This window comes from Streptodolium elevatio (assembly GCF_053592165.1).
Map to the genome: position 1 here is coordinate 111,797 of NZ_JBSFVE010000001.1, position 17,617 is coordinate 129,413.

The 17,617-nt window shown below is 63.6% G+C and carries 18 protein-coding genes; 5 read left to right on the plus strand and 13 right to left on the minus strand.

What is annotated here, in order from left to right; translation table 11 throughout:
* Positions 1-4: 4 nt before the first annotated feature.
* The 7 genes from ACWD12_RS00465 to ACWD12_RS00495 form a co-directional block, all read right to left on the minus strand.
* The gene (locus tag ACWD12_RS00465) at positions 5-1,414 is read right to left on the minus strand and encodes a tyrosine-type recombinase/integrase (RefSeq protein ID WP_450097714.1); all 1,410 of its coding nucleotides are present in this window, start codon (positions 1,412-1,414) and stop codon (positions 5-7) included.
* Positions 1,411-1,620, minus strand: coding sequence for a helix-turn-helix transcriptional regulator (locus ACWD12_RS00470; protein ID WP_450097715.1), 210 nt, complete (start codon positions 1,618-1,620; stop codon positions 1,411-1,413). Before ACWD12_RS00470 ends, ACWD12_RS00465 begins: the two co-directional genes overlap by 4 nt.
* Entirely contained in the window at positions 1,617-3,227 is a 1,611-nt protein-coding gene (locus ACWD12_RS00475) for a replication initiator (protein ID WP_450097716.1), read from the minus strand. The genes ACWD12_RS00470 and ACWD12_RS00475 overlap by 4 nt, the downstream gene beginning before the upstream one ends.
* Positions 3,224-3,562 (minus strand): hypothetical protein, encoded by a 339-nt coding sequence (locus ACWD12_RS00480; RefSeq protein WP_450097717.1) that lies wholly within the window; start codon positions 3,560-3,562, stop codon positions 3,224-3,226. The genes ACWD12_RS00475 and ACWD12_RS00480 overlap by 4 nt, the downstream gene beginning before the upstream one ends.
* On the minus strand, positions 3,559-4,902 hold the full coding sequence (locus ACWD12_RS00485) for an FtsK/SpoIIIE domain-containing protein (protein WP_450097718.1): 1,344 nt from the start codon (positions 4,900-4,902) through the stop codon (positions 3,559-3,561). Before ACWD12_RS00485 ends, ACWD12_RS00480 begins: the two co-directional genes overlap by 4 nt.
* A gap of 112 nt (positions 4,903-5,014) precedes the next feature.
* Positions 5,015-5,413, minus strand: coding sequence for a plasmid replication, integration and excision activator (locus ACWD12_RS00490; RefSeq protein ID WP_450097719.1), 399 nt, complete (start codon positions 5,411-5,413; stop codon positions 5,015-5,017).
* A gap of 160 nt (positions 5,414-5,573) precedes the next feature.
* On the minus strand, positions 5,574-6,320 hold the full coding sequence (locus tag ACWD12_RS00495; protein WP_450097720.1) for a GntR family transcriptional regulator: 747 nt from the start codon (positions 6,318-6,320) through the stop codon (positions 5,574-5,576).
* 119 nt (positions 6,321-6,439) lie between these two features.
* Here ACWD12_RS00495 and ACWD12_RS00500 point away from each other — a divergent pair, with 119 nt between their 5' ends.
* The 3 genes from ACWD12_RS00500 (at position 6,440) to ACWD12_RS00510 (ending at position 8,697) form a co-directional block, all read left to right on the plus strand.
* Complete coding sequence (locus ACWD12_RS00500; RefSeq protein ID WP_450097721.1) at positions 6,440-6,874, plus strand: ATP-binding protein; 435 nt, start codon at positions 6,440-6,442, stop codon at positions 6,872-6,874.
* 148 nt (positions 6,875-7,022) lie between these two features.
* Positions 7,023-7,859: a sigma-70 family RNA polymerase sigma factor gene (locus tag ACWD12_RS00505; protein WP_450097722.1), complete on the plus strand. Its 837-nt coding sequence runs from the start codon at positions 7,023-7,025 to the stop codon at positions 7,857-7,859.
* 10 nt (positions 7,860-7,869) lie between these two features.
* The gene (locus tag ACWD12_RS00510) at positions 7,870-8,697 is read left to right on the plus strand and encodes a protein phosphatase 2C domain-containing protein (protein ID WP_450097723.1); all 828 of its coding nucleotides are present in this window, start codon (positions 7,870-7,872) and stop codon (positions 8,695-8,697) included.
* Positions 8,698-8,735: 38 nt separating this feature from the next.
* On the opposite strand, the gene ACWD12_RS00515 is transcribed toward ACWD12_RS00510, so the two are convergent.
* From ACWD12_RS00515 to ACWD12_RS00535, 5 genes are all read right to left on the minus strand, one after another.
* Entirely contained in the window at positions 8,736-9,287 is a 552-nt protein-coding gene (locus ACWD12_RS00515; protein ID WP_450097724.1) for an NUDIX hydrolase, read from the minus strand.
* A 35-nt stretch (positions 9,288-9,322) separates the two neighbouring features.
* Positions 9,323-10,234: a phosphotransferase family protein gene (locus ACWD12_RS00520; protein ID WP_450097725.1), complete on the minus strand. Its 912-nt coding sequence runs from the start codon at positions 10,232-10,234 to the stop codon at positions 9,323-9,325.
* A 445-nt stretch (positions 10,235-10,679) separates the two neighbouring features.
* Complete coding sequence (locus ACWD12_RS00525; RefSeq protein WP_450097726.1) at positions 10,680-11,750, minus strand: hypothetical protein; 1,071 nt, start codon at positions 11,748-11,750, stop codon at positions 10,680-10,682.
* Positions 11,747-12,367 (minus strand): hypothetical protein, encoded by a 621-nt coding sequence (locus tag ACWD12_RS00530; protein WP_450097727.1) that lies wholly within the window; start codon positions 12,365-12,367, stop codon positions 11,747-11,749. The genes ACWD12_RS00525 and ACWD12_RS00530 overlap by 4 nt, the downstream gene beginning before the upstream one ends.
* Entirely contained in the window at positions 12,361-14,319 is a 1,959-nt protein-coding gene (locus tag ACWD12_RS00535; RefSeq protein WP_450097728.1) for an AAA family ATPase, read from the minus strand. The genes ACWD12_RS00530 and ACWD12_RS00535 overlap by 7 nt, the downstream gene beginning before the upstream one ends.
* A 250-nt stretch (positions 14,320-14,569) precedes the next feature.
* On the opposite strand from ACWD12_RS00535, the gene ACWD12_RS00540 reads away from it, so the two are divergent.
* Positions 14,570-15,925, plus strand: a complete 1,356-nt coding sequence (locus ACWD12_RS00540) for a hypothetical protein (RefSeq protein ID WP_450097729.1) — start codon at positions 14,570-14,572, stop codon at positions 15,923-15,925.
* A gap of 291 nt (positions 15,926-16,216) precedes the next feature.
* On the opposite strand, the gene ACWD12_RS00545 is transcribed toward ACWD12_RS00540, so the two are convergent.
* Entirely contained in the window at positions 16,217-16,576 is a 360-nt protein-coding gene (locus tag ACWD12_RS00545; RefSeq protein ID WP_450097730.1) for a hypothetical protein, read from the minus strand.
* Between the two features lie 420 nt (positions 16,577-16,996).
* On the opposite strand from ACWD12_RS00545, the gene ACWD12_RS00550 reads away from it, so the two are divergent.
* A complete protein-coding gene (locus ACWD12_RS00550; protein WP_450097731.1) occupies positions 16,997-17,428 on the plus strand; it encodes a DUF6228 family protein in 432 nt (143 codons plus the stop codon).
* The last annotated feature ends 189 nt before the right edge of the window (positions 17,429-17,617 follow it).

A 17,617-nucleotide genomic window follows, 5' to 3' on the forward strand; every position in this document is an offset into this window, starting at 1 on the left:
TCAATCACTCGTCGTCCCCGGCGCCGTCGTCCTCATCGTCTCCGAGTGCTTCCGCGATCTTCTTGTTGATCGTGCCCCGCTGACCGTCGATGCACTTGGCGTAGATCTTGAGCAGCACGTCCACGGAGTGCCCCAGGCGCTCCGCGACCTCCGGAGCCGGGACACCCGAGTTGAGCCACAGCGACGCGCAGGCATGCCGCAAGTCGTACGGCCGGGCAGCCAGCGGCGATTCGACCTGCTCGGGAGTCAGCGCAAACTCCCGGGCCGCCTTCCAGGTTCGGGAGTAGGTCGAGGAGGCCAGGACCCCACCCCGCTCACTCGGGAACAGCCGCCCGTCCTTGTGTGTCCCGAACTCTTCGATGTGCTGGCGGAGGATCCGCACGAGCACCGGAGGAACCGGCACGGGCCGCGTGTCCTTCTCGCCTCGTTGCTTCAGCCCGCGATCGTCATGGCCCTCGCCGCTGTCGGTCCACAGCCTGCCGACCGTGGGACGGGTGCGGTGAAGGGTGGCCAGTCCCCAACCTCGTTCGGGGAGTTCGCAGTCCTGTCGCCTCAGGTTGACCGCTTCCGCCGGACGAGTCCCGAGGTAGTACATGACCGCGAAGAACGCGGTGAGCTTCCGGCCGCCTGCACGCTTGAATCCGCCAACGTACGACACCGCTGTCAGCAACGACTTCGCCTGCACAGGGTTCGCCACCGCGCGCCGGTCGACGACCTCCGTCACGATGATCCGCTTGCGCTTCACGCGGTCGATCGGATTCGCGTCCAAGTGCCCCAGCTCGACCGCGAAGTCGAGGACGTTGTACAGCACCGACCGCTTGCGCCTGGTCGTCTCCGCCGAGGCCGCGGTGCCATCGAGCTTGCGACCGAGGGCATCGAGAACGGCGTGTACGTGCTTGGGCTCCTTCAGATCGGCCACCGGCATCGACGCCTTGTCGAGCCAGGCAAGTGCCTGGGCGATCTCTCGCGGGCGCTCCAGCTTCCGGCGAGTCGGAGGCAGCGCGTACCGCCGGAGAGCCCGACGAAGCGTGTCGACGCTGGGCTTGGTGTGCCCCTTCACGTCCCGCACGTGAGCCGGAAGCACCGTCATGAGCGTTTCCGTCATGCTCGCCCGCGTCTTCGCGGCCGCCGTCGGCCACTTCATATCCATGTACGCCAGCGCGAAGGCGTACAACGAGACCTCAGCCTTGGCCACAGCCAGCGAACCGGGCAGGCCCGTGGTGATGTCGAAGGACTCGCCATCCTCCGTCGCGCGAATCAGCCGACCACGGAATCGGTCAGCCAAGGTCGTCGTCTTGAAGGTCAGTGAGAAGCGTTCCGTGCCGACCTGCCAACGGACCACGTACGTCGGCTTCTTACTCGACTTGTTCAGGCTGATGGCGAACACGCGCACGCGGTAGGACTTGCCGGTCATGCCGCTCCCTCCATTCGCTCATCGAGCCAGGCCAAGAAGTCCTCACGCGGAACACGCAGTTCGCCGTTCGGGAGTTTGAGGCACCTCGGAGCGATCCCCAGTTCCCGCCACCGGTAGAAGGTCCGTCGGGAGATGTCCTTCAGCTCCACCAGGACCTCCGGAACCGTCATCAGATCCGCGTAGGCCGACGCCCTCCGCTTCGTCATGCCGCCCTCCCCCGAGTTGCCGAATTGTCGAGCTCCCCGTCTGCGGCTGCCTTGGCCGCGTCGAGTGCGGCGCGCCAGCGGACGCGTTCGGAGACCGCTCTTAAGAGGCGGTGCGAGATCGAAGGCACGTCCGGGTCCGACGGGGCCGCGTGCTCCCAGACGTAGCGGTTCGGATCGGCGCCGCGGTCCGCCATCTCGCCGACCAGATCCAGCACCCACGCCCGCCGCTCATGCTTGTGATCGGCGAGCGTTTTACCCGACCATTTCCGCGAGACCAGGACCCGCCGGCCGCCGTAGCCGAGATGGGTCCGGCGGTGCGCCTTCGCCTTGCAGTGGCCGGGCCGCATCCCGTCACGGGCGTTCTTGGGTTGGACGCCGTACCGCAGCCAGTTCGCGCACGCGGGCGAGCACGGCTCGTACCGCAACACGTCCATCAGCCGGTCCACGTGGGCCCGTTCGGCGTCGGTCGCCGGTTCGTGGCACTCGTGCGCCGATTTGTTGAGGTACTTGGCCAGGTAGCCGATGCACCGTCGCGCGTCCGCCGAGCCCACGAGGACGCCCTTCGCGTCGACCTGGACGCCGAACCGGGCGACGTGCACCGGTTCCGCTGTCTCGTCCGTGTCCAGGTCGTCAAGTGCTTCGTCCCACGTGGGCAGAGCCGCGCCCGACTCCGGGTCCCGGTACGTCTCGTGCTCGTGGTCCCACACGGGGATCGCGTCGCCGACGTACGTGGGTTCATCGCACGGTGGCCACCACACCTGGTGATACGTCGCCGCCGCGACCTGCCGCAGCTCCGCGCGCGAGACCGTGCCCCGGATGGCCAAGTGGACGTGCGGAGCCAGGCGCCGTTGCGGTTCGACCGCCGCGAAGTATTGGACGTCGAAGCCGACGAACCGGCGCAGGTTCTGCACGAACCGGTCGACCAACTTGGAGAAGTGCAGCGCGTCCCGTGCGGCCCGCCGGTAGTCATACTTCGCCGCGTCGACGGGTGTTCCGTCCGACCGAACCCGTCCATACGACGGGAGGGTGAGCGTGACGAACAGTGACGGCCGGAACGTCTTCCCGTCCGGTGCCGTGTACGCCTTGCCGATCGTGCGGGCATCGACCGGGCGCCGGGGCAGGTCGGACGCGTCCTGGCGACGCCGAGTCGAGCGCACGCGCCGGGACGCCTTGTCCGGATCGACCCTCCCGCGCACTCCCGCGCGTTCGATCTCTTCGTCGACCGCGACCAGGTCCGCGGCGAGCTGCTCGCGTTCGGCTCCGCCGGCGGTGTCGTGTTCCTTGGTCAGGTCCGCGCGGATCTCCGCGAGCCACCGCTGTGTTTCGGTCGGTTCGTCCGCGTCGAGGTCCGGTTCCTCGGTCAGATGCCAGCCCTCACGGCACTGCGCCATGCGAAGCTGCCGCTTCCGCTCCGCACACGACGGGCACACGCTCGCCAGCGTCGCGCCGCACGGCACGTCCACGATCTCCACTTGACCGGTCGTGATGTCCGTGCGCCGCAGCGCGACGGGCCGGACGCACACCCTATGTTCGAGGGCAGCGGCCCGCACAACCTCCTTCGCGAGAGGCATGCGGGCCCGCTCCACCCGCGTCGTTGCGGCGCTCATCGTGCGCTCCCGAGTGGCAGATGCACCCACACCGAGACACGGTGACCGTGCACGGTGCCGTGCACTTCGCGGTGCTCGTGCGGCCCGACGTAGTAGCCCTCCGACTCGTACGACGTCACCGACGGGTCATCCAGCGCCAGCGCCCACCGCTCCAGATCCGCCACATCGACGCCGGGCAACTGGCCCTTGATCGACCACCGCTCGGTCACGTGCGACCAGTCGACATGCAGCCCCACCAGCACCGGAAGGCCCGGACGCGCCGCGACGAAGTCCGCGAAACACCGCAGCACCACGGCCACCCGCGCCATGTCCACCGCCGACGGCCGCCCGCTCATGACCCACCGCCAGCCGGAAGGTCGCGGACCATCGCGGCGATGTCCGCGTCAGACACGTACGCCGCCCGCACCCGCACCGGTTCGGGATGCGTCTCGCGCTTCACGTAGCCCACACCGGCCCCGACCTCAGGCACAGGCGAGATCAGATCCGCTTCCGCCCCGCGGTCCCGCGCGCCCTGCCCGAGCACCATGTCGACCTGCGTGGGTTCGTCCAGCCGCAGCGCGATCCGATCGGGGAACAGGTTGCGGAGGTTCATGACCTCCTTGCGCGGATCCTGGAGCGCACCGAGCACGCAGAATCCGACCGACCGGCCCTGACTGGTCAGTGTGGCTATCGCCGCGTCCGCGCGCTTCCGGAGGTCCCGATCCGGCTGGTACGCGGTGAGGAACGCGAGTTCGTCGACGATGACCACGACGAACGGGCAGTCCGGGGAGGGCTCGTGCTTGCGGACGACACCCGCGAACCGGTCGGCCCGAGCGGACATCTCCGCTACGGCATCTTCCAGCAGTTCAACCATTTCGGTCGGGTCGCTGGAGTACCGCTGAAACAGCGCCCGCCCGAACGACAGCTCCATCCGCTTCGGGTCCAGCGCCCACAGCTCCACCAAGCCCGCGCGAGCCGCCGGCAGCAGACCGCGCGTGACGCCCCACAGCACCGAGCCCTTGCCCGCACCGGTGACGCCCGCGACTAGGACGTGCGTGCCATGCAGCCGCAGCACCCACGGCGACCCGTCGTCACACCGACCCAACTCCACCGAGGCGTAGTTCGGCGCCCACAGATCCCGAGTCGGCGCAGGCAGCGCCTTGCTTTGGCGTGGGGCAGGCACTGTCGGTCGGTTGGCCAGACCGGGCATGCCCATCTCTGCCGGGCCGAACGGCTTGTCCAGCGGGTCTGTCAGCCAGGCCCGCAGCAGTACCACCCCACGGGCGGGCGACGTCGCGTCGACGCGGAACACCTTCCAGGCGTGCGCGATGCCATCGGTATGGTCACCGACGTTTGCGGGCGTCTGGCCGGGCAGCAGCCGCACCCGCACCAGGTAGCCGCCAGGCACCTGCTTGACCTGACTGATGCTCGGCCAGGCGTACGAGAACTCTTCGTTCAGCCGCTTGATCGGGTCCTGCTGCCACAGGCCAAGTGCCTTGGTCAGCTTGGGCCAGCCGCGCCGTATACGTGCCGAGAACGAGAACAGCCACCACCGCGCCGCCAGCAGCGCGACAAACACGAACGCCCACGTCGCCACGGTCGAGCCGAGCGCCAGCTCCGCGAACGAATAGACCAGGAACAACACCGCCGCGACGATCGCGGCCCCGCGCCACCCCAGGCGCTGGAACGTTGCCATGATTGGGGACACCCCTTCAAAGGATCGTCAGGTCTCTTGATCGGGAGCGGTCCCGGAGCCCAGACCCGCCAAAGTCACGGGGCACCGGGACCGCATATGAACTCACCTGCGGTCAGGCCGCCTTGCCCGCCGCCTTACTCGCCGCGCCAACCGGGGCCCGCAGGCCCGTGGCCTTGAACGAGTACGCCAGCCGACCCGCGCCGTTCACCCAGGGCGTGACCGTCAGCCCCTCGAACTCCACCGGCCGGAACGGCAGTCCCGGCAGCTCGTCCGGTAGCACCGGCATCACGGACGCCGGGATCTTGACCTTCGCCGCGGACTCCCGCGCATCCGGGTCCGGGTCGGACACCGTCACAGCCCACATCGGAAGCCCGGTCGCCTTGTCCCGCGCCTGGACCTGCTGGCCGCTCTTGGACGCCTCGAAATCCGAGACCGCCTCGACCTTCGTCGCGTACGCCCCCACCGGGAACACATCCGCGAACGCCACCGGAATCGCACCCTTGATCGCCATCGTCGAAACTCCCTGTGTACATCCCCCTAGACAGTCAGAGCTGTCCGCCCCGAACGACGATGTCTAGGGGGGTGTACATCGAAGGTAAGAGCGGCTACCGCGAAGTGTCTAGGGGGGTGTACATGATTCTTTTGAGAGGTTCCGGAGCTGCTAATTCCGCTTACTGCACTGGCAGTTCGTACACGAGGCGATGACCGTCACCGGGGATCACGATGTCGGCAGTCTCGACAACTCGCGCACCGGCCCAGTGCGAACGCTCCACGACCAGAACGACCAGGCCCGCCGCGCGCCGCAACCCCTCCACCTCAGCCTTGCTAGCCGGACGCGCCCCAACCTCCTCGACGAGGCGCGTCACGGTGAAGCCGATCGCAGCCATCCTGGCCGGCACTCCGGCGCCGCAGAGCGGACCATCTTCGGGCAGCAGTACGCCCGTTCCGCCGACCACCGCAAGCGGTTCCCAGCTGTTCACGAGTTGCACGGGCGCGCCGTCGACGGTGCATCGATAGCGCGTTTGCTGCACCGGGTCACCTAGGTCGATCCCGAGTCGACCGGCCAACGCCGCAGTAGCGAAGGCCCGTTCCGTGCTGTGCGACCAGGCGACGCGCGCGCCCTCGGGAACGTCCGCCGACGACAGCGGACCACCTTGACCAGGACGACGAGTACGCGCGAAGCGCAGCACCGCACCGCGGTCGCGCACGAACGTCCCGCTCCCAGCGCGCCCTTCAACCAGGCCTTCACCGAGCAGCAGCCGCAAGGCCGCCCGCACCGGTTGTTCACTGACCCCGAACCGCGCCTCAAGCTGGGCGATGCTGGGCAGCTTGCCACCCACCGGCCATACGCCGGAGGTGATTTCGTGCCGCAGCACATCAGCGACCCGCGCGTACGCCGGTTGCCCTGGCTCTTCCACGCCACCCCCATCGCAGTTGCTCGGAACAGTTGACAACCCCGTATCCGAGCTTGCAACCTCGGATACAAGGTCACTGATAGTGATCATCAGAATGCGGAGATCATCGGAAGGATCTCATCATGCGTGACCCCCAGTGGTTCGCCGAAGCCCCGGAAGAAGGCTGGTACGTCCAGCTCCCCGGCGTGCCCGAATCCATCCCCGTGGCACGGGAGTTCACCCGCAGCTCCCTGAAGGGATGCCCGAACGTCGACGCCATCGCGCTCGTCGTCACCGAACTCGCCACGAACGCAGTGCTGCACAGCAGGTCAGGCCAAGGCGGAAGCGTCCGCGTGTGGCTGTTCCCACTCGGCGGAGGCATCGCTGTATTCGTCTACGACGACGGCCCCGCCACCGGAACAACCTTCGACCGCGGCGACATCGCCGACTACGGCCGAGGCCTCAAGATTGTCGAACACTTCGCCCTTCGCTGGGGCTCCGCCGGAGACACCCCCGGCAGTCACCTTGCCTGGGCCGACATGACATGGGACGTACGCCCTGAAGTCGAATTTCCCTAGTGCTGTATAGCCCCCTATACACCCTGTCACGCCAGCAAAGAGAGCGACTGCCATGTCCACACCCCGCATGAATCTCGTCCGAAGCTGGCGTTTCCTCGTGCTGTCTATCCCCCTAGACTCGGCGCTGACGGGGGAGACAGGAGGAGACGTGCCTACCGAGGCAGACCGGATCGCCGCCATCACGGACCCGTTCGCGTTGCTCAAAGCAGCCACCGAACGACTGGCCGAGGCGCAACGCGAGGTAACCGAACTGTCCCGACTACGGCAGCGCGTCATCACCGAACTGCACGGCCAAGGCCTCTCGTACGCGGACATCGCCGCCGCCGCAGGTCTCACCCGCGGGCGCATCCACCAGCTCAAGCAGGCAGCGCCCGCCGCAGAGTCCGCGTTCCTGGGGACCAGCCGCGTCATCATTGCGACGCCGCTCAAGCGCGAAGCCGCGAACGCCCGCCCGGTGCTTGCCGCCGAGGACTTCGCCGGCGCGAACCGCCTTGCCGAACTCGCGCGCTCCTACCGCTTGGAACCTGAGTTCGAGCACATCCCGTTGGGTGGGGCGATCGACCTCAACCGCCAAGGGCTCATCGTGATCTGCGGGCCCAAGCTCTCCGAGGGTGTCGCGTCGGTCCTTGCCCAGGATCCGCACTTCCGGTTCGAGAAGGCCAGCGACGGCCCGTGGACTCTCCGCGATCTCACGACAGACCAGGTCCACCGCGCCGGAGTCGACTCCACACCGCAGACCAACAACGATGTCGCGTACCTCGGACGCCTGCCCCGCCCCGACGGACAAGGCCTGATTCTCGTCCTCACGGGCATCCACCCCCAGGGGTCATTGGGCGTGATCCACCTGATCACCAACGACCTTGAAGACCTGTACCAGCGCGTCGGAACAGGTCGGTTCTCGTGCCTCGTCAACGTCGACTACGACGCCGAGTCCAACGAGCCGATCAACGTCCGCGTCCTGACCCCGTTCTACAACCACGACTAGGAGAGCGCGCATGCTGCGAGTGGAGTTCGCGACCGAGCCCGGTGATCCCACCAGGCCCAACGAGGACTTCATCGCAGCAGGCCCGAACGCCCTCGTACTCCTCGACGGATGCGGCACCCCCACCGGATCCGACTCCGGGTGCTCCCACGGCGTCCCCTGGTATGTCGCCCGACTCGGCCTGAATCTGTTCACCCGAGCCAGCTCAAGCACCGACCGCAGCCTGACCGACTGCCTAGCCGACGCGGTCGAGGCCACCGCAGCCCTCCACGCGGACACCTGCGACCTCACCCACCCGGGAACACCGTCCGCCACCGTGATCGTTGTCCGCCTCACCGGTGATGCCCTCGACTACCTCGTACTCGCCGACTCCACGCTCGTCATTGAGACCACCGACGAGACCCACGTGATCACCGACGACCGCGAAGCCCTCGTTGGCAGCAAGTACCGCGACGCCATGGACGCCACCCCCGCAGGCACCTCCGAACACACCGCGGCCCACCGCGCGTATGTGGAGGCCCTGCGCTCCCACCGCAACCAGCCTGGCGGCTTCTGGGTCGCCGCCGCGGACCCCACCGCCGCCACCGAAGCACTGACAGGGTCCGTCCCTGTCAGCTCCGTTGTCGATCTTTCCGTTCTCAGCGACGGAGCATCCCGAGCAGTTGACCGCTTCAGCCTCACAGACTGGCCCGGAGCCCTCGAACTGCTCCGCCGGGAAGGCCCAGCCGCCCTCATCACGCAGGTCCGTGCTGCCGAGGACGCCGACCCAACCGGCGCCCGTTGGCCCCGCGGCAAAGCCAAAGATGACGCAACGGCCGCTTGGTGCCGCGCCACTCCCTGATCAGGCAGCTACGAGGCGAGCGGCAGCGGCTCCTCAGCTCACGCGCTTCGATCCGCGATCACATGAAGCACACCGACTAACGTGCCTGAGTTCCAGATGTCCCCGCACGCGATCAGCGCCGGAATCCGGCCGAGTGGTACCCACTCCATGCGCGCGATCTCACTCTGCTCGGTCGGCTCCGCCACCCGCCGTGGGCCCTCCCCCACATACACGTCATGCCACGAGTCGACCATTCCGACCATGGGCTGAAACCGTGCCACGTGCCGAAGAGTTCTCGCCGTGTACCCGACTTCTTCCAGCAACTCCCGTGCCGCCGCGTCCGCCGGCGACTCGTCGTCGTCGACCAGGCCGCCAGGCAACTCCCAGCCCCACCGGTCCGCGACAAACCGGTGCCGCCAGACCAGCAGCACCCGGTGCTGCCCATCGATCAACACGACCATCGCGGCAGCCCGCAGCTTGATCACGTGATGCTCGAAACGCGCCCCGTCCGGCAGCTCAACATCCGCCAGCAGGACGCGTACCCACTCGTTGTCATAGACGATCCGCTCGCCATGAACGAGCCACGCTGAAGAAACGTCGTCAGCAACCACGTGCCGAAGCTACTCCGCACGTTCCTCCGACACGGTCAAAACGCGTTCCAGTCCCGACGAACTGTCCCGCTCCTCAGGTCAGAAACACGGCGCGCCACCTCGGCCGCGATCTCCGCACTGTGGCCGACGTTCTGTGCGAGCCACACCACCATGTCCAGCTCCCGCATATCCGCCAAGACCGAGTAGCCGTCCCAACCCAGAACGTCGAAGCCATACGCCTGGACGAAGCCGTCGTACTCAGCCGCCGTATGCCACCCCAGCCGATCGACATACAGGGCCGGCACCACCAGATCCCACTCCCGCGGGCCCACCGCGAACCCGTCCAGATCGATGAGCACCGACCGTCCGTCCGCATCCAGCAGGGCATTGCCGACATGCGCATCACCGTGGACAACGGCGGACGGCAGCACGAAGTCCAGCTCTTCATAGTGCGCTTGCAGGTCGTCAGTCCGCGCTGCCAAGAAGGCGACGTCGTCCCGCCCGAGTGCAGACAAGGTAGTCAGCCGCCGACGCGTGCTCGCGAGCGGTTCCAACACAGGAAGCCCGAGATCCTCCGGGACGTCCAAGGCATGCAGCCCACGCAGCAGTTCCCCCAACTGCCCCGCACTCGCAAACCGTTCCTCGTCGGCAACAGCACGCCAGAACGTCACCGCCTGCCCAGCCGCAACGACCGGTTGCCGAATGCCCGACACGACACGCACCGCTGGGTAGCCGACCTCCTCAAGCCAGCGTGACACCCGCACGGACCTGTCGACCTCGGTCATCAACTCCTCAGATCGAGCGACGCGCCCCACAACCGGGGCAGCCAGCCGGAAGACCGCGTTCTCTCCGAGCCGTATCAAAGTCGCGCCCTCAGCCGTGAGCCCCGCATCAGCGCATGCCCCCGCCAGGGCCACCGCTGCATGGTCCACCGTGAACGCCGTCTCGCGTGCCAGATCCCGAGCCATGCAACGACGCTAGCCACGATCAGCCCGCCGGCACCCACAACAGCCAACACCCGCACACCAGAAGCACGATGGGCCCCGAGGTCCAAGCCGACCGCCAACGTGGCACCCCGACTACCGCCGATCCGTGGACGCGTACCGCGCTGATCGACCTACGGTCGATCCGGGGGAAGTTCCGTCCTTCCCCCGATCCCCCTACGCGGTTCGTGACGACGCCCGCCACTCACCACGCCTCCCGGACCTAGGTGCCCCTGGTCGCAGCCTGGGTGCCACTTGCCCACGCGTGACGCGGTCTCGGACGGATCAACTGCCGAATTAATCTCTACTGGATCAAGGCCGCGCCCTGGCGGGCGCGCCGCCGCCCGGCGGGGGCCACCGCGCATGCGGCGTAGCCGCCGGTCGCGGTGGCCCCCGCCGGGCGAGTATTCGCGCAGTCACATGAACCAGCCTACTGATGGCGGCTCGGGCTAACACCCGCATTGAAGTTCGGCTCACAGAAGCAACGCACCGGCGTTGCAACATCATGCCGAGACAACAAGTCGGGTTGATACGGAATGTGGGAGTCCTGATATTTGAGGCCGTCCTCACGACTGACGGCTACCGTGTCGGCCTTTACTTTCGCTCTCCGCGCATCGAACACAACGAGAAAGCCGCGCCGGTCATAAGTACCAGCCCGGTCCCTCGTGCGGTCCAGATAGTCTGCTAGCTGACTCAGTCCATCTCGAGCACGCTGCTCTGTCCATTCCGTCGTGATTCTTAGAGGGTCGGACGATCCACTTTTTCCAAGCCATTTAATTTCAATGAGACCGATTCGATTGCTATTGGCCCAACGAACAGTAATATCGATCGGATTCCTATGGTCTACCGGTGTTTCCTGCGTGATGTCGGGATTTCCTTCACGTAGGCTGCTCTTGAGATGCTGGTAAAGCGAGAAGCGCATCTGATCCTCAGGACCCGCGGCCCACATTACACGCCCATCCTCTCGCCAAACCCCGGCGAGAATCCGACATTCACTGGCTCTGGCAAGGCGGACCGCGTAATGGTCCAAGCATAGCGCCAAGTCTCGAAACCTCGAAAGTCCGAAAACTCTGGCGTAGGCCATATTTGCTGGAATTTCTCCTTCGGTACCGTCCACCCAAACGCGTTCTTCCGTGTTCGGCTTGTACCGATATACAATCGCTCCAGTCGAAATAGCAGTCAAATCAAAAGTACTTTTCCAAACCCGAAGCCTTCCATCAATGAGAACTTCGACAGTAAGCGTGCCGTAGTTGTGCATAGCTAGCTGGCTGGGATCATCAAGAACGTAGGGTTCATCGACAATCGAAAGATCGCTGCCTCCGAAACGATAAAAAACAGTCAGGCAATCGCTAATCGACTCATAGTCAATAGCATTGTGGACCACCTTTAGATGCGGCAAGAATTCACGCAAGACACCAACACCGTCTGCCCCGAACTTTCTCATCATCACAGTGAAGTAGTGATTCTGCGCTATTTCGGCCAGCCGATTAAGGTCGCTCATCTCACCCCCCCGTTCACCGAACCATCCAGTTCCGCTTGCTCCAAGAGAAAGCTTAGCCAGACGACTGCTGGGATCATGTAATCCGGAATATCCCGACCCAATGAGTTCTCTAGCACTTGGAAATGCCGATAGATCTGCGATATTCCGGCTTCATCCAACAAATGTCTGGAACCCTTAAGAGAGCGCGCATTTCGCAGTTGCGGCTCCAACTCCACGCCTTCTTTAACGACCGTCAACGGCATCGCCACAGCGGCGCCAGTCGCACCCTCGAGATATGGAATGCGGGTAGAGAATCGGGCAAGCCTCTTCCAGCGTGCCAATTCCTCTCCCCCCCGAGTCGAAATTGTCATGAACTCGCCGGTAGAAGTGGCCAACCCACTATCGACGAGAATCACCGACGCTTCCAACAGTTCAATGCTGAATGGTGACGAGTCTGGCGTAGCTACGAACGAATATCCCCAATCCGCCACAGGACGACCATCATAGAGCCCAAGGATGCAAGCGAGGTAAATGAAGATCTGCATCTCGCCGAGACTCAGCAGTTGATCGCTTTTCCCCAGTTCCCCCAAGACCAGCAGTGAATCAAACGAGGCATCAGGGTTGACTCTGATCACCACAGGCCGTCGCCATCCAAACGGTCCTGAATCGCCTTGTACGACTCATCGAACAGATCCTCGGCATCTGCCTGCACCTCAGACAGGATGGCCCAATTTGTCATCCGCTCCACATGCATGAGGCGCCTACGGCACGTGCTAGCCAGCTCTCGAATTAGGCGGCTCGAATTCAGATTCGCGGTCATTACTAGGCGATTTCCGCGAGTCACGAATTCGCCGAACATCTCCCCCGCACGTCGTTCGTACGCAATGTCAAGCGACCCCTCAGGCGTGTCGACGAAGAGGCATGCTGTTCCTTCATCGCGAACCATGAATTCTGCGAGCGCCATTCGCAATGCAATGTCTATGAAGTACCGCTGACTCTCCGAGAGTTGATTCGAGTCCCTGCGTTCCTGCCCATCAATTGAAACGACAAGTTGAGGCCCCCTGGCTCTCTGCTCGAGCACGAGACTAAGATCCAGGCCCAAGAACGCGCGTGACAAAGACTGGAATTTTGGAACGAATTCGCGCTCAGCAATCGCATACTTCGCAGCTAGCTCCCTTTGCAGGGGCTCCAACAGTGCCTTGTATTCGTCTCTGCGACGACGAAAATCATCGCGCCTACGCACTGCGTCATTCTGTTGTGCTTCGAGTTCTTGCGTCAGGGCCAAAATGCCCGATACGACTTTAACCTCATCCCGGTGAGAAATATAGTCGGAGTTCACTTCCTCAAAATGCGAGAGCTCCTCTCCCGCAGCGAGGTATTCGCGACGAATCTCTGCAAGTTCACTGGTAGCCCGATCCAGCTCCTCCTGGCTGATCTGGACCAGTTCAGATGCTTCACGCAGGCGCTCATCTAGTGCCTCAAGATCGATAAAGGTCTGATCCTCGTCGGGCATCGTTGCCAAAGCTGTTTCGCACAAGGGACATTGTCTAGCATCGACATGTGCCTGGACTGAGACAACGTCAACTGCACTGGATCCACAAATTCCGCAATCGCCCTCCTGCAGGAGGCGGCTAATCAGAGGATGTTGAATGGGCAGTGCGTGAGGACTCAACCGATCGGAAAAGACGCGACTATATTCGACGCTCAAGACGTGGTGGTTGGCAACTGCGGAACTCACACGCAACCGAGCGTCTTTCTCCTGGACTCCCTTGGCATCAACGCGCTCTTCTAGGTTGTCCTTGCGTTGCTGAAGCAGTTGATGCTGCTCCTCGAGACCGACGTTCACCTCAAAGGGCGTGTCCGTCCGGGCATTCAATTCCGCTCTGCGTTCTCGTGCCGTTGTCGCCGCGTACTGAGCGTTTCGGGCCTGTGACTCCAGCCTATCCGCTTTCCGCTGCCACTCTCCGGCTCGATCTGCCTGGGCAGGATCCAAGCCGAACACCAGATAGAGCGCAAAGCGCGCCACCTCAGTATCCCAAAAGAGAAGATGGCGACGCTCATCGAACGTCAACAGGAATAGCTGCAAGAATACTAGCTGCTCAAACCGAGCTAGTCCTGTGTGCTGCAGGATCAGTGCCGTGTACTGCTCGTGCAGCTCCGCTGCTGTTTCGGTGTCCTCGAGGTTCGCGTGCTTCTCAAACCTGCCGTCGGGTCCAGTGACAGTGAGGCTGCGGAGCGCTTGAGGCGAAAAGAACCCACGAGTCACCGTGTAGGAATTTTCCCCGACGGAAAATTCGAGCGTCACCTCGGCGGAGTCTCTATCGCGCTGAAGTACACGCCCTGTAAAATATTCCGGAGCATACGTCAGGCTATTCCGGTAGTATTCAGAGATTGAAAGTACTTTTTGATCTGGCGAAGCTACAATTCCGGTCAGTGCATAGTTGACAACAGATAGGAATGTGGATTTTCCAAGCCCATTTGCACCGACGAGACAGAAGACGCCGTCTCCAAATTGGACGGAATTTTCCGTTTTATTGCGATAGAGGCTAAAGTTCGAGAGGCTAACCTTCTTGATTAGTGGCAGTCGCACCCGTGACCTCTTCTTCCACCGTGGCCTCGCCTGGTTGGATGGTATGCATAGAGTAGCCACGACACTACCGATCCGCTAGGTTGCGCTCGGGCGACACGGGCTGAGTCGTCTCCAACTGCCGACGTGGCCAGGCCCGATGGCCCCGGGCAACCTCGCTGCTCACCTGGTGTCATGATGCCCATGTGCCGAGGGCCCGCTCGCTGTGGGGCTGACTAGCACTGAGTCGACTAGTACATTAGGGAGCCTGGGCATGCCAGAGGCCAGTACGGATGCGCTGACCGCGCACTACAGGTCATTGCAGCATGACTGGCAAGTCAGCGATGGCTCTCAATCCTACGGACGCCTCGTCGTTCCGAACGGTAATGCGAATCGGCCATTCCATCGTTGGTTCCACCTGAAGGAAGCCTACTCTTCGGCTTTGCTGTCACAACTGCTAAAGGACTCCGGCTGGATCTTTGACGACGACTTTCGCGTATTCGATCCGTTCTCTGGGAGTGGAACAACTCTACTTAGCGCCATTGAAGTGGGAGCTGAACTACCCGACCTTTCGATCTCCGCCGTTGGCATTGAGAGGAATCCATTTCTTTGTGAGCTCGGAAGCGCCAAAGTACTGGGTAGGATAAAAGGCTCCGCTTTGGCCACCGATGTGGACGCGGCCGGCCGCAAAGTTGTCGCGTATCTGAACGGTGGCGTAGGCGCTCTTGACGTTGAAATCCCACATCAGTCAACGCTGAAGAACGAAAAATACTTTCCCCGACAGAATGTGCTAGATCTGGTCGCCCTTAGGCACGCTATCGACGAAATTTGCGCTACCGACGACGCTGTAAGATCCATTCTTCGCGTGTGCTTGGCAAGCAGTGTCGAGGCGTGTAGTCAGCTACGTCGAGACGGCCGAGCACTTCGATACGCACCCCAGCGCGACCCAAGGCCAGCAGTCCCCGTGTTCAACGAGCGTGTAGCGTCTGCGGTTCAAGATTTGATGTTCACGACCCCATCAAGCGCTGCCGCACGCATTCACTACGGCGATGGCCGCAATCCACTGGTGGCGGCAGGCGACCATTCCTATGATTGGATTGTTTTTTCTCCGCCGTATCCGAATAACATCGACTACACTGAGGTATATAAGACCGAGGCATGGATCCTTGGGTGCTACGAATCTGCACAAGACATGCGCAAACAACGTCTGTCCACGGTTCGAAGCCATCCCAGTGTACGATTCGATCTCGAATATTCGTACAGCATGTTGGATGTCGCGGCCGATGTAGACAGGGTGGTTGATCCCCTAATTGAGGCAGTCCCAGCAGATCGATATGCCGTTGGGCGCCGTGAAATGATTCGCGGTTACACCGACGACATGTTTTCGACGCTCAAAGCCTGCCGGAGCCTAGTTTCCAAAAATGGCCGACTTGCCTTCATTGTTGGAAATTCGGCGCACGGTTCGCAAAACTCGTCTGCTTTCGTGATTGCGGCGGATGTCCTTATGGGCACTCTTGCCGAGTTGGCTGGCTGGCGCGTTGTAGAGATCAAGATTGCGCGGCAATTGAAGCGGCGCACTTCGGATTCCGAATTTCTTCGAGAGAGCGTAGTTGTTCTGGAGCCGGTCTAATCTGAAACCACGGCGCAAGGCAGCCACCTATGACAGCCGGAATCCCCCGACTGGGGCGACTGCCCAGAGTAGGTCGCGCACGCCCAGCTCAGAGCGCCTACAGGCAGAGCAGACGAGACCGTGCCAGGTGCGCCAGTCCGCAGCGGAGAACGTGGTGCATGGGGCAGGCGCGAAGACCACAGGTGTGAACTATTTCTTCGCCGGCCAGAGCACGGATTGGTCAGTTCCACATCTCGGATTCCCAAGCTCGGAGCGCGAGTTCAAACTGCCGCCAGGGTTCACACGCAGCCGCTAGGCGACCAACTGTGCTGCCTGCGCCACCGCTTCCGCGGCATTGTCCATCTTGAGCATTTCCTCCAGCGGCCCGTCCGTCAGCACTTCGTCCCGCACGCGAACGACCCAGTAGCGGGCATCGGGGGTCAACCCGATCATGACGGGCAGGATGGGCAGGCCCCGAGGTTGGGACCTGAAGCGGAGCCACGCATGGCTGGTGAACGGGTAGAGCCGGCCCAGGGAGCTGCTCCGCGCCGCAACGACCAGGTCGAGCAGGATCGGCGGGCCCCAATGCCTGCTCGGGAGACGATGACGGTCATCCCAGGTTGCGCCCTGACGCTCCAGCCGGTCCCAGGCCTCATCCAACGATTCCGTCATGCCGGGATTCTGGTGCGCAGAGCAGCGCTGCGGAAGCCCGAATGCGTATGCGGCATGGGCACGGTATGGCAGGACTGACGCAGACCGTGACCACGGGTTTGACCAGCGGAACCGCTGACGCACGCATCCGAACTCCGGAGTCGTGGTCCGGTGCTTCCGCGCATGGCGCGGTAGCCGTATGGACGCCACCAACTCGGATCCTTCCACCTGTAAACCAAGCGGAATCCGCGGCGCCGTAGGGCAACGACCGAGTTGTGCAGCATTCGTGCAATGATCTTGCGCCCCTCCCGCCTGCGACCGTGTTCTCCAGCTGGTCAGCCCAGACATTGGTGGCGGACGGGCGATCCGCTCCGGAGCCGTTGCAGCGACGGTTGCCCACCCGACACCGGGGTGCCGACGTCGAGGTCTACGCTCGGCCTCATGGGTGACTCGGGAGAGCTGATCATCGGCGGACGGCCCGGGGCAGCGTCACTAACGCTGACTCACGACAACGCCGACGATTACGTGACCACCATCATCGCCACCGCCAACGATGCCGGACTGAACGCGAGCATCCGCGTTGCCACCTCACCTGGCGATGGCGGCCTGTCTGCCTTCCTTGGGGAACTTGCCGAGAACTTCCGCAGCTGGGAGGGCACTCGGACTTGGTCGTCTTGGGGGCGGGAGCTTACGGCGTCCGCCGCCTTCCGGTCGCGCGGTCATGTGGCCATCACGTGGTCCCTCACACGTCGCTTCGCCGAAGAGGAAGAGTGGCGCGCCGAGGTCACGACCGTCATCGAGGCCGGAGCCGAGATGAGCGCACTCGCCTCTGAAGTGGCAGCGTTCATCAGCGCCGCCACCGACCCAGCTTGATCGCGAAACCAGCGCGAAACGCGAGTGCGCGAAACGAGCCGCGAAGACGTACCGCCGCAGGTCAGGGGATGCGAGAGTGCGCAGCGTGCGGGTGCCTCCGGAGCCGGTGCGGTTCCGAACCCCGAACCCGCGTCAACAGCCTGGCAGATGAGGTGAGGGGCAGCGGGCAGCGGGCAGCAAGGGTTTCTT

Excerpts from the sequence above, each read along its gene's own strand:
- ACWD12_RS00480 (WP_450097717.1), bottom strand. The coding sequence starts at position 3,562 with ATGAGCGGGCGGCCGTCGGCGGTGGACATGGCGCGGGTGGCCGTGGTG.
- ACWD12_RS00525 (WP_450097726.1), bottom strand. The coding sequence starts at position 11,750 with ATGAGCGACCTTAATCGGCTGGCCGAAATAGCGCAGAATCACTACTTC.
- ACWD12_RS00510 (WP_450097723.1), top strand. The coding sequence starts at position 7,870 with ATGCTGCGAGTGGAGTTCGCGACCGAGCCCGGTGATCCCACCAGGCCC.
- ACWD12_RS00500 (WP_450097721.1), top strand. The coding sequence starts at position 6,440 with ATGCGTGACCCCCAGTGGTTCGCCGAAGCCCCGGAAGAAGGCTGGTAC.
- ACWD12_RS00470 (WP_450097715.1), bottom strand. The coding sequence starts at position 1,620 with ATGACGAAGCGGAGGGCGTCGGCCTACGCGGATCTGATGACGGTTCCG.
- ACWD12_RS00520 (WP_450097725.1), bottom strand. The coding sequence starts at position 10,234 with ATGGCTCGGGATCTGGCACGCGAGACGGCGTTCACGGTGGACCATGCA.
- ACWD12_RS00540 (WP_450097729.1), top strand. The coding sequence starts at position 14,570 with ATGCCAGAGGCCAGTACGGATGCGCTGACCGCGCACTACAGGTCATTG.
- ACWD12_RS00550 (WP_450097731.1), top strand. The coding sequence starts at position 16,997 with ATGGGTGACTCGGGAGAGCTGATCATCGGCGGACGGCCCGGGGCAGCG.
- ACWD12_RS00475 (WP_450097716.1), bottom strand. The coding sequence starts at position 3,227 with ATGAGCGCCGCAACGACGCGGGTGGAGCGGGCCCGCATGCCTCTCGCG.
- ACWD12_RS00490 (WP_450097719.1), bottom strand. The coding sequence starts at position 5,413 with ATGGCGATCAAGGGTGCGATTCCGGTGGCGTTCGCGGATGTGTTCCCG.
- ACWD12_RS00465 (WP_450097714.1), bottom strand. The coding sequence starts at position 1,414 with ATGACCGGCAAGTCCTACCGCGTGCGCGTGTTCGCCATCAGCCTGAAC.
- ACWD12_RS00485 (WP_450097718.1), bottom strand. The coding sequence starts at position 4,902 with ATGGCAACGTTCCAGCGCCTGGGGTGGCGCGGGGCCGCGATCGTCGCG.
- ACWD12_RS00545 (WP_450097730.1), bottom strand. The coding sequence starts at position 16,576 with ATGACGGAATCGTTGGATGAGGCCTGGGACCGGCTGGAGCGTCAGGGC.